At 61.6% G+C, this 12,545-nt stretch carries 14 protein-coding genes; 8 read left to right on the top strand and 6 right to left on the bottom strand.

Annotated features, from left to right (window positions below):
* Window positions 1-32 precede the first annotated feature (32 nt).
* Together FAZ95_RS26030 and FAZ95_RS26035 are read right to left on the bottom strand one after the other, a co-directional pair.
* Window positions 33-782 (bottom strand): alpha/beta fold hydrolase, encoded by a 750-nt coding sequence (locus FAZ95_RS26030; RefSeq protein WP_137335385.1) that lies wholly within the window; start codon window positions 780-782, stop codon window positions 33-35.
* Between the two features lie 43 nt (window positions 783-825).
* Window positions 826-1,131, bottom strand: coding sequence for a putative quinol monooxygenase (locus FAZ95_RS26035; protein WP_137335386.1), 306 nt, complete (start codon window positions 1,129-1,131; stop codon window positions 826-828).
* A gap of 107 nt (window positions 1,132-1,238) precedes the next feature.
* On the opposite strand from FAZ95_RS26035, the gene FAZ95_RS26040 reads away from it, so the two are divergent.
* Together FAZ95_RS26040 and lpxA are read left to right on the top strand one after the other, a co-directional pair.
* Entirely contained in the window at window positions 1,239-2,198 is a 960-nt protein-coding gene (locus FAZ95_RS26040) for a GlxA family transcriptional regulator (protein ID WP_137335387.1), read from the top strand.
* Between the two features lie 145 nt (window positions 2,199-2,343).
* On the top strand, window positions 2,344-3,129 hold the full coding sequence (gene lpxA, locus FAZ95_RS26045) for an acyl-ACP--UDP-N-acetylglucosamine O-acyltransferase (RefSeq protein ID WP_217497490.1): 786 nt from the start codon (window positions 2,344-2,346) through the stop codon (window positions 3,127-3,129).
* A gap of 35 nt (window positions 3,130-3,164) precedes the next feature.
* Here the strand turns inward: lpxA and FAZ95_RS26050 are convergent, their stop codons facing one another.
* The gene (locus tag FAZ95_RS26050) at window positions 3,165-4,172 is read right to left on the bottom strand and encodes a questin oxidase family protein (RefSeq protein ID WP_137335389.1); all 1,008 of its coding nucleotides are present in this window, start codon (window positions 4,170-4,172) and stop codon (window positions 3,165-3,167) included.
* Between the two features lie 83 nt (window positions 4,173-4,255).
* Here FAZ95_RS26050 and soxR point away from each other — a divergent pair, with 83 nt between their 5' ends.
* Window positions 4,256-4,744 carry a redox-sensitive transcriptional activator SoxR gene (gene soxR / locus FAZ95_RS26055; protein ID WP_137335390.1) on the top strand — a complete coding sequence of 163 codons (489 nt, stop codon included), beginning with the start codon at window positions 4,256-4,258 and terminating at the stop codon, window positions 4,742-4,744.
* 96 nt (window positions 4,745-4,840) lie between these two features.
* Here soxR and FAZ95_RS26060 read toward each other — a convergent pair whose 3' ends face one another.
* A complete protein-coding gene (locus FAZ95_RS26060) occupies window positions 4,841-6,211 on the bottom strand; it encodes an epoxide hydrolase family protein (RefSeq protein ID WP_175425766.1) in 1,371 nt (456 codons plus the stop codon).
* Between the two features lie 133 nt (window positions 6,212-6,344).
* Window positions 6,345-7,271 carry a DMT family transporter gene (locus FAZ95_RS26065; RefSeq protein WP_137335391.1) on the bottom strand — a complete coding sequence of 309 codons (927 nt, stop codon included), beginning with the start codon at window positions 7,269-7,271 and terminating at the stop codon, window positions 6,345-6,347.
* 100 nt (window positions 7,272-7,371) lie between these two features.
* On the opposite strand from FAZ95_RS26065, the gene FAZ95_RS26070 reads away from it, so the two are divergent.
* Window positions 7,372-8,274, top strand: a complete 903-nt coding sequence (locus FAZ95_RS26070; RefSeq protein ID WP_137335392.1) for a LysR substrate-binding domain-containing protein — start codon at window positions 7,372-7,374, stop codon at window positions 8,272-8,274.
* Window positions 8,275-8,316: 42 nt separating this feature from the next.
* On the opposite strand, the gene FAZ95_RS26075 is transcribed toward FAZ95_RS26070, so the two are convergent.
* Window positions 8,317-8,949 carry an arylsulfatase gene (locus FAZ95_RS26075; RefSeq protein WP_137335393.1) on the bottom strand — a complete coding sequence of 211 codons (633 nt, stop codon included), beginning with the start codon at window positions 8,947-8,949 and terminating at the stop codon, window positions 8,317-8,319.
* A 201-nt stretch (window positions 8,950-9,150) separates the two neighbouring features.
* Between FAZ95_RS26075 and FAZ95_RS26080 the strand changes: the two genes are divergently transcribed.
* The 4 genes from FAZ95_RS26080 to FAZ95_RS26095 all read left to right on the top strand — a co-directional run bounded on the left by FAZ95_RS26080 (window position 9,151) and on the right by FAZ95_RS26095 (window position 12,499).
* Entirely contained in the window at window positions 9,151-9,477 is a 327-nt protein-coding gene (locus tag FAZ95_RS26080) for a DUF2322 family protein (RefSeq protein WP_137335394.1), read from the top strand.
* Window positions 9,478-9,591: 114 nt separating this feature from the next.
* Entirely contained in the window at window positions 9,592-10,221 is a 630-nt protein-coding gene (locus FAZ95_RS26085) for an Lcl C-terminal domain-containing protein (protein WP_137335395.1), read from the top strand.
* Window positions 10,222-10,619: 398 nt separating this feature from the next.
* Window positions 10,620-11,855, top strand: coding sequence for a PAS domain-containing sensor histidine kinase (locus tag FAZ95_RS26090; protein ID WP_137335396.1), 1,236 nt, complete (start codon window positions 10,620-10,622; stop codon window positions 11,853-11,855).
* Window positions 11,856-11,863: 8 nt separating this feature from the next.
* Entirely contained in the window at window positions 11,864-12,499 is a 636-nt protein-coding gene (locus tag FAZ95_RS26095) for a response regulator transcription factor (RefSeq protein WP_137335397.1), read from the top strand.
* The last annotated feature ends 46 nt before the right edge of the window (window positions 12,500-12,545 follow it).

Here is a 12,545-nt window from a genome sequence, read left to right on the forward strand (position 1 = left end):
TGCGGACAGCACGCTCTGGCGTCTACGCCGGTCTACTTTGCGGCAGCCTCGATGACTCGAGCGACCTCGTCAGGATGCGAGATATAGACAGCGTGGCCTGCGCTCACTTCGGTAACCTTGGCGCCCGAGCGTTGATACATCCAGCGCTGAAGCTGAGGGCTCACGACACGATCCTGAGTGGTCAGCACCGCATAGCTAGGCTTGCTTCGCCATGCCGCGACAGGCAATGGGGCTGCCACGGCTTTCTGCGCAAGTGGCTGCTGCGAGTCCGCCAGGAATTGCGCGTCTGAAGGCGGAAGATCCTGCGCGTAGGTTTCGCGGAATCTCGCCGGCGGGATGTAGAAGTACTTATCCGGCGAGGCGCGCATGGCATCGTTCGGCGCGGCAAACTTCTGCAAGAGTTGACCGGTGGCTTCTCCTTTGTCGGGTTGGAGTGCGGCGACATAGACGAGTGCGCTGACCTTCGGGTCGGCGCCTGCGTCCGTGATCACGGAGCCGCCATAGCTATGACCGACGAGCACGACCGGGCCCGGCAGCCGATCGATGACGCGTTTGGTCGCGTCGACGTCCTCGTCGAGGCTCGTCAGCGGTTCTTGCACGATACTCACGTGGTAGCCGTCTTTCGAGAGGATGTCGTAGACGCCGCGCCAGCCCGAGCCGTCCACGAGCGCGCCGTGAACAATGACGATTTCTTTGGCCGCCGTTCCAGTCTCGGCGTGGGCCATCGTGCTGCCCATGGCAGCCATGACGGCAATGAAAATACTCTTTCGCAGTGCGAACATTTTAATCTCCACAATGACTTTCGAATATGCTTGTCTAGGGGTGTCAGGCCAGTACGTTTTTCATGGCCAGAACGTCGAACGCCTCGACCGCCGGCGGGCGTGCCAGCATCTCTTCGACCCGCGCCATCAGGCTCTGTGCCATGTTGCCGGCGAGGTGCGCCTGGCGATCCTCTTCACTCGCAAAAGCGTCGAAGACACCGAACGTGTTCGGCGACAGCCTGAGGGCGAACCAGATCGGCGTCGTTGCCTCCTGATTCGTCATTTCCAAGCCGTCGGCAAGAAAGTCCGCTACCGCCTGCTCCTTACCGGGCTTGGCTTCCAGTTTCACAAATAAAGCGTGCTTGATCATCTGCGTTCTCCTGTATTCGCGTGAAGGGCCACGCGATGAACGCACTTTACAAACTGAGCAGGCTGGAGAACACTGTCTGAATCGACAATTTTGATAGCGATTCCGCCATGAGGATTTTTGTTCTGGCACTCGAAGGTGTGTTCGACACGGGCCTCACCATCGTGCTCGATGCCTTGATGACGGCCAACGAGCTTGCGCGCGCGACGGGGATCGCCATACCGGACTTCGAGATCACCGTGGCCGGGATGCGACCGGAGGTGCGCACCGCGCTTGGGCTGCAGGTGCCCGTCCGCGATGTGGCAGACGCCCCTGCGCCGGATTGGGTCGTCGTACCGGCGATCAACAGGACGACAACGGACCTGCTCGTGCCTTCGCTCGGTCGGGCCGACGTGATCGATGCGCTCGGTGCATTGCGCTCGTGGCACGGTGCCGGCGCTCATATCGGGGCCGCCTGCACGGGTACCTTCGTGCTGGCCGAAAGCGGCTTGCTCAATGGGCTCGAAGCCACGACCACCTGGTGGCTCTCGCCGGTGTTCCGGCAGCGTTACCCCGACGTGCACCTGGACGCGCATCGCATCGTCGTTCCCAGCGGCAACACAGTGACGGCAGGGGCCGCTCTGAGCCATCTCGACCTTGCGCTCTGGCTGATCCGCAACAACAGCCCCGAGCTTGCGGCGCTCGTAGGCAAGTACCTTGTATTCGATTCGCGGCCGTCGCAGTCCGCCTTTGCGATCTCCGACCACTTGGCCCATTCGGACCCGCTCGTCGAACGTTTCGACCGCTGGGTGCGCGAGCACCTCGACACGGCAATCGCACTCGACGACGTCGCGGATGTATTGGCGACAAGCACGCGGACCTTGACGCGACGCCTGAATGAGGTGCTCGGTAAGACGCCCGTCGAGTACATACAGGATCTGCGGGTCGAGCGCGCCGTTCATCTGCTGAAAACGAGCAAGGACAGCGTGGATCGCATCGCCGAGCAAGTCGGCTACGCAGATGGTGTCACTTTGCGCACGCTACTGCGGCGGCGGCTAGGTAAGGGGGTCCGTGAACTGCGGGCGCCGTGAGACTTGCCGATTTCGACGCTCTGCAATTGAAAGGAAATTGAAGGTAATGCGTTGCGGCGCGACGCTTCGTTAAGATAAGCGGGTCACGCGTTGGCATTGTCCCTAGCCATCGCATCCATCGATAACGATAAGGACTTGACCCGTGATTCACGAAACTGCTGTCATTCATCCCAGTGCGATTATTGAAGAAGGCGCGGTGATCGGCGCGCGCGTCCGCATTGGGCCGTATTGCTGCATAGAAGGCAACGTCGAGATTGGCGAGGGAACGGTCCTTAAGGCGCATGTCGTCGTGAGCGGACACACCCGCATCGGCCGAGACAACACTGTCTATCCTTTTGCCACGATTGGGGAAGAGAATCAGGATCTCAAGTATGCCGGCGAGGCAACCTTCGTCGAAATAGGCGATCGCAACAGAATACGTGAGAGCGTCACGATCCACCGGGGAACGGTTCAAGGCGGCGGACTCACGAAGGTCGGCAACGACAACCTCCTGATGGTCAACGCTCACGTCGCACACGACTGCGTGGTGGCCGATCATTGCATCTTGGCGAATAACGCGACACTCGCCGGCCATGTCACGCTAGACGACTATGTGATCGTTGGCGGCATGTGCGCGGTTCACCAATTCTGTTCCATTGGGGCGCATGTCATGGTGGGCGGTTGCTCGGGCATTGCTCAAGATGTGCCGCCCTATGTGATAGCACAAGGCAATCACGCTTCTCCAAAGGGTGTGAACACCATCGGGCTCGAGCGTCGCGGCTTCAGCAAGGACGCGATTCAAGCGATTCGCGAAGCCTATAAGGTGCTATATCGAAGCGGAAAGACGCTGGAGGAGGCGAAGCCGGAAATCGCCCGGATTGCCGAGGCTCAACCCGAAGTTCGACCCTTCTACGATTTCCTATCGCGTTCGACGCGGGGCCTGATCCGCTAAACGTTGATCAAGTCAGTGCTCGGCCGATAGTTCGCTCAGCCCATGCCCACCGCTCGTGCTGCTGAGGCGAGATATAGCGGCGATGGTTCGCGACGGTTCTCGCAAAGACAGGTGTATGTCATCTTGATCACGTGATCGTCGTTCGAAACCATTGCCCGCTGGCATACCTCGTTCCACCCGGCATCGATGTCTGGCGTAATCGCTTCGACGTCCAAAGGCTTTCGCACTGTTGCGTAAGCCGCGCAAAGCGCAACCCACAAGCCGGGCAGCAATGGCTCGACGAGAGAATCGTCTAGCCGGGCGAACAGGGTACGCGCCGCGTGCGCGGCGGTCACCGTGTGAAGCACGGTGAAATCCGGCGTACGCCAGTACGCGGCAATCGCGGCTCGCGCGATATCGTCCAGCAAGGACGAGGTAACCGGGGGCGCAAGGATTGCCCGCCTGAACCGGACATCGCCCGCAACAGCGCGCAACCGTGCGGTGATCGAGTTGCCTTGCGCGAGATCGTCGCCCATCGCACAGGCGACATGGACAAACGCCGCATCGGCGCTTTCTGCTGCTGGCCTCTCGGCGAAAGAGACATCAATGGGTAGATGCGACGAAATCAATGCCGCCAGGCCCGCGGCGATCTCGCCGCGATGTGCTGCCTCGATACCGTAAGCCAGGCGGATCAGTGCATGAAAGGCGCCCGTTGCCGGCGCGAACGGCACTTCTTTCAGTACGGTAGCGATGACCATATCGGGATCGTCGTCGGCCATCCAATCCAGGAAGCAGAGGCGTAAGGCGCCGAATGCAGCGGTATTGCCTAAATGGCTCGCCCATTCGCGGCGGTCGATGATGGTGCCGACTGGCGGAGCGCTTAACGCGTATTCGCGCTCCCACATATCGAAGAATTCCTGAAGTCGAGCCGGCGATGCCCCCATTTCAGCCAACGCGACAAGCGCCATTGGGCAATGATTCGTCGTCCCTCGAGCCGCCAAATCGAAGCGTGCATTGGCATCTAGGAGCTCGTGCAGCTTGAGAGCCGTACCTTCCTTTAGCATTTCCCAATCCTCGAATTCAAAAGCACAACCCATTGTAAAAGTTCAAGTAAGCTTGAAGGCAAGTGAAGATTGTGGGGTGCGCCATGAAAGAAGCGGTCATTTCCATTGGAGAACTCGCGAAGCGCTCGGGCGTGGCGGCGAGTGCGATTCGTTTCTATGAGGAAGAGGGCTTGATCAGCAGCACTCGAACGGATGGCGGTCAACGTCAGTATCGAAGGGACGCTCTCCGCCGGGTCGGGTTCATTCGTGCCGCGCAGGCCGTCGGGCTGAATCTGGCGGAGATTCGTTCTGCGCTCGAAACCTTGCCTGGGCAGCGCACGCCCACCAAGCAGGATTGGCAACGTCTCTCGCGCGCGTGGCAGCCACTGCTTCAAGAGCGGATTGACGGTCTCATCGCATTGCGCGATCAGCTTGCTTCGTGCGTGGGATGCGGTTGTTTATCGTTGAAGTCGTGTTCTCTCTACAACCCTGGCGATGTTGCCCGGCGGCGCGGGAGCGGTGCGCGATATTTGCTCGGCGACACGTCGCGTGCGGTGTTGGCGGATGCCAATCGGGACCAGCAGGAACCGTAGCGGGACACGCGTCCAAGATCGGGTGACCTATCCCGACTTCTCGCGACGATTGGACCGGGGCGCGTGCGTTGCCCTTCGGCAACGCACGAATAGCCATCAAGTGCGCAGCGATCTCAACCCCGCGCGAACCTCCTCGGCAAACAATTGCGGTTGCTCCCACGCCGCAAAGTGCCCGCCTTTATCGAGCCTGTTGTAGTAGATGAGGTTGTGATACGCCCGCTCAGTCCAACTGCGCGGGGCCTGATAGTTCTCGCGCGGAAAGACGCTCACGGCGGCCGGGACGGACACATCGGCGGCGGCGGTAAAGTTGAGGTGCGACTCCCAATAGAAGCGCGCCGCGGAAACGCCGGTGTTCGTCAACCAGTAGAGCGTGATGTCGTCGAGGACGTCGTCGCGCGTCATCGCACCCGACGATTCCCCGTTGACGTCGCGCCCGTACACGGCCGAGGTCAGTGCCGCCGCAGGCTGAATATAACCGTCGCCGTGATCGAGCATCCAGCTTGCCAGGCCGATAGGCGAGTCCGCCAATCCATACAGCGTTTGCGGGCGCGTGCTTTGCTCCGCGATGTAGGCGCGGCGCTTCTTGGCCGCACTGCTCAATTGCTCGTAAGCGTGCTTTTCGTCGTCCGAGAGGCCGGAGGGAGGCGGGTCGCCGTCCTGAAGCGCCTTGACGATCTCAGGCGGTATCGTTGCAGGGAAGTTGACGTGGATGCCGAGCAATTCCGGCGGCGCCTGCTTGGCCATCACGTTCGCGACCACCCCACCCAGATCGCCGCCCTGCGCCGCGAATTTCTCGTATCCCAAGCGCTTCATCAGAACGACCCAGGCACGCGCGGTGCGCTCCGGACCCCAGCCGGTCTCGGTGGGCTTGCCCGAAAATCCGTAGCCCGGCAAAGACGGAATGACCAGATGAAAAGCGTCCGACGCGCTTGCACCATAAGCTGTGGGATTGGTCAGCGGGCCGATGATCTTGAACTGCTCGATGATCGAGCCGGGCCATCCGTGCGTGACGATGAGCGGCATCGCGTTCTCGTGTTTCGAGCGAACGTGGATGAAGTGAATATCGAGTCCGTCGATTTCGGTCACGAAATTCGGCAGGGCGTTCAGTTTCGCCTCGCACTTGCGCCAGTCGTAATCGGTCGACCAGTGGCGCGCGACTTCCTGCATCATCGCGAGCGGCACGCCTTGCGAGTCGTCGGTGACGGTCTCCCGGTCGGGCCAACGCGTCGCTTTGATGCGGCGTCGCAAGTCGATCAGTTGCGATTCGGGCACATGCACGCGAAGCGGACGAATAGCGGTTTTATCGCCGCCTGCCGCTGAGGCGACTTCCGTAATTGCCTGTTTGGTATCCGCAAAAGCGAGCTGACTTAAAGTGCCCGCGGCGACGGTTGCGGCCGCCACGCCGACAAAACGGCGGCGAGACGGCGATTGGGGAAAGGGAATATCAGTGATGGGTTTCGTCGTCATATCGTCCACCTATCCGTTGCGTTAATAGTGCTTATGCACATTGATGCGGTGCTGACCTTGCTACGGACGGTATTGGAGCGTGCGAACGTATCCCGAATGTGTCGCGGAAGGGCGGTGTGTGTATACGCGTGTTTCAGCGCGCTTTGCCGATACGTGGCGATACAAAGTTGGCTTGTGCGGCCCCGGCTTGCCTACGGCTTTGCAGCAGATAAACACCGCCGAGAATCGCCGCCATTGCCGCCAGATCGAGCGGCCGCATCGGTTCGTGCGCGATCGTCAAGCCCATGAGCAAGGCGACCACCGGCGGGATATACGTCACGCTCGAAGCCGCGAGCGCGCCTAGCTGTCCGACGATGAAATAATAGAGGATGTAGGCCACGCCCGTGCCCGACAAACCGAGCCCGAGCACGAGGCCGGCAAACGCGCGCGTATCGCCGGTCACGCGCGTCATGCCATGGAAATCGGTGACGCAACTGAGCACGACAAGCGCAAAGCCGATTTGCCAGGTCGATAAAGCGAGCGGCGAGAGATCGAGGCCGGAGAGGAAGCGCCGCGCGTACACGAACGAGCATCCGACGCTCAGCGAGCCGGCGACCATGTAGAGCACGCCGAGCAGATTGATCCCCGCACCGTGCGCATTCCACGGTTGCGCGATCATCAGCACGCCGGCGAACCCCACGAGGATGCCGGCGATCATCCGCCCGGTCGGCCGCTCCTGCCGCAACAGCGCCCATGCGCAAACGAACGAAAACAGCGGAATCGCGCCGCTCAACATGCCCGCCACGCTGGACAGCAGCAGCGCCGCGCCCTTCGCAAACGCGTAGTAGTAGACGGCGGTCGCGAGCAGCGACATCACGAAGAAATGATGCGCGTGCTTCAGATGGCGCCATTTGAGCGCCCGGGTGAGGAGCGCGAAAGCCAGTATCGGCACGAAGCCGAACAGCACGCGGAGAAAGACGATCTGGCTGGCGGAAATGTCGACGCTCGCCCACTTCATGAACATGAAATTGGTGCCCCAGATGAGGCCGAGCGCGGCGAAGGCGAGGTAGGCGGGATTCACGGCAATGACTCTGAAGAAAGTTTCGTGTCTTCATTGTCGTGACGGCACCGATGCGGTACAAACGATTTAATGTCCCTCGATGCTATAGAGAAACTACGCCATGAGACCGATTCCTCCTTTAAAAGCCTTGGTATCGCTGGAGGCCGCGATGCGGCTAGGTAGTTTTACTCTAGCTGCCGAAGAGCTGAGCGTGACCCCCGGCGCGGTCGGCCAGCAGATCCAGAAGCTCGAAGAGTGGCTCGGCGTCGCGCTGTTCGTGCGGCAGGTCAGGCAGGTGGCGCCGACGGCCGAAGGCCGCGCGTATTTCGCTCGAATCCAGCCTGCGCTCGCGGAGATCATCCATGCGAGCCGCCGCTTGCGGGAACGCCAGAACAAGGGCTTGCGGCTTTCGATGCCGCCGAGCTTCGCCGCCAAGTGGTTTGCGCCGCGCATGGCGGACTTGCTGCAGGCGCACCCGGGCATCGCGCTGAGCCTATCGACGTCGACCAGCCTCGTCGATTTCGAGCTCGATGCGGTCGACCTCGCCGTGCGGTATTTCAATGGCGTCGACCCGCAGCTTTCGGTGCAACGGCTTTGCGCCGACGAGGCGCGTGTCTATTGCAGCCCGGCTTACGCGAAGAAATGGAAATTGAAGCGGCCCGAAGACCTTCAATCGGCGACGCTGCTGCACAACACGCTGCATCCTCACTGGCCGGCCTGGCTGGCGCGCTTCAGCAGTCTTGCCGATGCGCGGATCGAGGCGATCGCCGGCATTCAATTCGATCAGTCGCTGATGGCGATTGAAGCGGCTGTTAGCGCGCAGGGGGTGGTCCTGACGAGCGCCATTCTGGTCGAAGCCGAGCTGGTGGACGGTTCGCTTGTCGAGCCGTTCGACAAGGCGCTTCCCTTGCCGACTGGATACTATCTCGTCCACCCCGAAACGGATGAGCCGCCCCCAGGCGTGCAATCGCTGAAAGCGTGGTTCGCCGACAAGATCGCTGCCGATCGCAACGTTTCAGATTGAATGAGGGGCGGCGAGACTTTTACGCTGCCCCCGGATGCGTCGTTATTGCATGACCGCCCGCAGCGCGGCACGGGGGCTATCGAGCGCCACGTGCCCCGCGCGAATCAGCGACACGGCCGGCGCCATCCATGGGTGGGCAAAGGCGACCACCGTTGCGCCGATATCGTAGGCCCGCTCGGCTGCCCGTGCGGTTTCGGCGAGGCAGGCATCGAAGTCTCCACCGCTAAAAAGCGCCCATACGCGCGGGACGTGAACGACCGTGACGGGACCCTGGTTCGCGGCGGCTGTAAACGTTTCGAACAACCGCCGCGTGGATTCGATAGCGGATTCCGCCGCACACAACACGACAACGCTGCCGCCGGCTTTCGCAGCCGCCGAAGCCAACGCGGCATCGGCCCGCACGATCGGGATGGGAAAATGAGGGAGGCCGTCTACGGCTGGACCCAGCGTGGCGCAGGTGACGACGACGGCGTCGGCCTCAGCAGACAAATCCAGGAGACAGCGCGTGATCGCCTGCCTCAGTTCGCTGGTGATGCCGCCCGCCAGCTGCACGGCCACGCGCAGGTCCGCTCGAACCTCATGATGAAGATGCTCGGCCGAGAGCCCGAGATCGTTGGCTGCCTGCTCGAATATGGCTTGGTTGGCGTCTATCGTGTGCAAGAAGGAAATCCGCATGGTTCACTGCCCCCGTAAAGTGTCGCCACGATTGTTGCAACGCCGGTCGCGGCGAACAAGACAACCTCGAGTACTGGTATGAGCGGTACCCGTTTCGAGCACCGCCAAGGCCATTCCCGCGATTCCAGCGGCGCGGCGCCGTGCCCAATCGGATAAGATGCGGCTCGCCAAGCAACTTCCCGAACGATTGGAGTGTTTTCAATGATTCAACCGAGCAACGTATTCAAGGACAACCTCGCCCAACTGCCGGGCATCGACGGTATCGAACGCATCGATCTGGTCGACGGCAACGGCGCCGTGGTGGCGAGCATCGAGAACAAGCCGGGCAAACAGGGCTCGCTCGCGGTGTATCACTATCTGCGGGAGGCGTTCGGCACGCTCGACGCCAAGGCCGCCGAGCACGGCCTCGCGGTGTTCGCCGAGCACACGGCCGACGCGCGCAACCGTCCGGGCGCGCATCCGAACGTCGACCGGTTGCTCGCGATCGTCGCGGGCGGCGAAGCGCTGCGTATGAACGTTGTCAAATGAATCGTCTGCGTTGATGGACCAAAGTCCTATTTCGATTTCCACGCGTACCCATTAGCCTGAATCTGCGGGACTGCGGTTGCAGCCAGTGCAGCCCTGGATACCGGAGCGCAGGCTATGGGCAAATTCAGTTTCGTCGGGCTCGCCGACACAGCCAGGACTACGAATGCGCGCGATGCGCACGCGGCAGGGGCGCTGATGGTGGGATGTGTCTCGCTGATGCTGGCCGTTGCGCCGGACCGCGCGCATGCGCAGCTCCCTGACCCTCCGGCCGGCAGCATTTGCATGCCGGCCGGCAAGTACCCGGTAGCGGGCGGTACGGACCTCGTGCTGAGCACGCCTCGTTGTTTCAGCCCGCCTGGCGCGCAAGAGGGGCCAGGCGGCAAAGCCGGCTTGGGCCGCCCAGTCAAGCGCGATTCATTCAGCGGTACCTCGGTAGGCGGCTATACCTACGACGAGGCCGTTCACTATTGCCTCGATCGCCACATGCGCTTGCCGTCGAGCGACGAGCTCAAAGCGCTGGTCGGCTACGCCAACGGCCCAGAACATCCCAACGGCGGCTACGCGATCGTCGCTTCCAAGGACGACACCCGCTATCCCGGGGGCATGTACGGGTGGGGAGGACAGCTTGGGTATTGGACTTCGACTTTTGGCGGGCACCGGCTTCATGACATCGTGCAGTTGACAGACGGACGGGGCGGTCCGTATCACAATTCGCATCGCGCTTACGTAAGTTGCGTCCAATAGGGACGCTGCGAGGGGAAAGCGGGCCACTGCCATGAATTAAGCAAAAATATAGTCTTACCGATGATCTGAATGGTCTAACTAGCGAAAAGCGGCGCTGGCGCAAATAATGTCGTGCGCGCGGAAAAAAAGTGACTAAGATCAAGAAGCAACTGCCGCACGTTCGTATAAATGGCTGCGGAATTGAAGCACGATGAGCGCTGTATCTTCTCGACATAGCGGCGAGCCAAGTTTGCCGCTTTTTGCGAACACGAATAAATCCATGTTTGAGAAGTCGGTGAGCTTGCAGGCATTGCGACGCCCACCCACTTAGCTCTTCCCGAGTGCGACTGCCAGTTAGGCGCGATTTGGAATACTTTGGCCAGCCTTATGCCGCGCGCGCTGGCAGGGAGAAATTTGCCATGCCTATTGCCATGCCGGGCTACGAGGCTGTGATGGCTGCGATCGGACAAGCTTGCCGCTTCGTGGCGGGTGTGGCTGAACGCCTGCCGTCGATCATCAAGCGTATCCAGCCTCGCTCTGTAGCTCGACGCGCAACGGCCCCGATGCGCAATACCCTGGAATGCGTGCCGGTTGCGATCATCGGTATTCGCCGCTCCGGAGTCATCGGATTCGCAAATGCAAAGGCAGCGGAATTGTTTGGCTATCCCGGCGAAGCATTGATCGGAGCGCCGCTCGATCTGTTGATTCCCGAATTGAAACCGGCCGATTGGCTGGCCGTTGCCGATCCCCCTCTCTCGAAACCGGCGGCGATGGCCGCACCCGTGCAGGGTGCCTTTACCGCAAAGCGCCGCGACGGCAGCGAGTTTCCCGCCGAGGTGACGACGAGCCAATGCGACGTCGACGGCACGCCGACGCAGCTTGCCGCGATCGTCGACCGAAGCGAACGATACGAACTCCACCGCAATCGCCAGGAGCTGGCGCATCTGACGCGCATCTCCGCGCTCGGCGAGCTGGCCGGCTCGCTCGCCCACGAACTGAACCAGCCGCTCACGGCGATCCTGAGCAATTCGCAAGCGGCGCAGCGCTTCATGGACGCGGACCCGATCAACGTCTCGGAGGTGCGGGAAAGTCTGAAAGACATCGTCGCGGACAATTGCCGGGCGAGCGAAATCATCCGCAAGATGCGCGCGCTCGTCAGGAAGGGCGATGTGGAATTGCAGTCGCTCGATGTGGGCAATGTGGTTCGCGATGTGGTGTTGCTCGTGCATAGCGACGCGATCATGCGCGGGATTCGAACGCGGCTCGAAACCCCCGCGGTTTTACCTCCGGTGCGCGGCGACAAAGTGCAGCTGCAGCAGGTCGTGCTCAATCTCTTGCTCAATGCGTTCGACGCCATGCACGAGTGTCTTCCCGCCGATCGCGTGGTGGATGTCCAGATCGCGTGGAAGCCCGGAGAGATGGTGCGCATTGCCGTCCGGGACCGCGGGCCGGGGCTCACCGTCGACCAGATGGACAAGATCTTCAAGCCGTTTTTCACGTCGAAGCCGCATGGTCTGGGGCTCGGCCTATCGATTAGCCGCAACATCGTCGCGGCACACGGGGGACGTCTTTGGGCGGAGAACAACGGCGCACGAGGCGCCTCGTTTTATGTTTCGTTGCCGGCCGAAGGCATCGCGGGACCGAACCGGACGTGAGGGTGCCCATGAATGAGTCTGCTTCCCGAGTGTTTGTCGTCGACGATGACGCCGGCATTTGCCGTGCGTTCGCACGGCTCTTGCGATCGGCCGGATATCAGGCCGAGATCTTTGAATCCGCGCATTCGTTCTTGAATGGCGCCGACCTGTCGAGCGGCCCCGCATGCGTCGTGCTGGACCTGCAGCTGCCCGATTTGAGCGGGCTCGAGGTGCAGCGCGAATTGAACATGAGCCTGCCGATCATCTTCGTCACGGGGCACGGCGATATCGGCACGACCGTCGATGCCATGAAGGCGGGCGCAGCCGATTTCCTGACCAAGCCGGTATGCGACAGCGTGTTGCTGGACGTGGTCGAGCGCGCGCTCGAGCGCGCGCGCGTGATTTTCGAGCGCCGGCGGGAACTGGCCGAAATTCGATTGCGGCTCGACCGTCTGACGCCGCGCGAGCGCGAGGTGATGGCGCGTGTCGTCACCGGCCGCTTGAACAAACAGATCGCCGGCGAGCTCGGCATTGCCGAGAAGACCATCAAGATTCATCGCGCCCGCGTGATGGAGAAGATGGGCGCGCAGACGCTGGCCGATCTGATCCACCTTGCCGACAAGGCCGGCATCGGCGCTGCCGAGTCGGTGCGGCTGCTGCATTGACGCGCGGAGTGCCGTGCGAAGGCACGTTGAACCTGCTCCTTGCGAT

The organism is Trinickia violacea, assembly GCF_005280735.1.
In the GTDB taxonomy this organism is placed as follows: domain Bacteria; phylum Pseudomonadota; class Gammaproteobacteria; order Burkholderiales; family Burkholderiaceae; genus Trinickia_A; species Trinickia_A violacea.